The sequence below is a fragment of the Aeromonas piscicola genome (assembly GCF_000820005.1).
Lineage (GTDB): Bacteria > Pseudomonadota > Gammaproteobacteria > Enterobacterales > Aeromonadaceae > Aeromonas > Aeromonas piscicola.
Genome location: NZ_CDBL01000048.1, coordinates 1 through 329, shown reverse-complemented (window position 1 = coordinate 329; position 329 = coordinate 1). Strand labels below are relative to the sequence as shown.

At 59.6% G+C, this 329-nt stretch carries 1 pseudogene; it reads left to right on the top strand.

The features are described 5' to 3' along the window. Positions 1-329: pseudogene (locus BN1128_RS26205) on the top strand (DUF444 family protein); the annotation flags it as partial.

Genomic DNA, 329 nt, shown 5'->3' with positions numbered 1-329 from the left:
GGGGGGGGGGCAGGTCAGGGATCGGGCGAAGGCCAGGCATCCAATCAGGGGGAAGGGGCTGACGATTTCGTGTTCCAGATCTCCAAGGATGAGTATCTGGATCTGCTGTTTGAAGACTTGGAGCTGCCACGCCTGCAGAAAACCCAGCTCAACCAGCTGATGGAAGTGAAAACCTACCGGGCGGGCTACACCTCCAACGGGGTGCCCGCCAATATCAACGTGGTGCGTTCGCTGCAAAACTCATTGGCACGGCGCATGGCGCTGCAATCGGGCAAGAAACGCCAGCTTCATGAGCTGGAAGAACGGCTGACCCTGCTGGCAGCCGATCC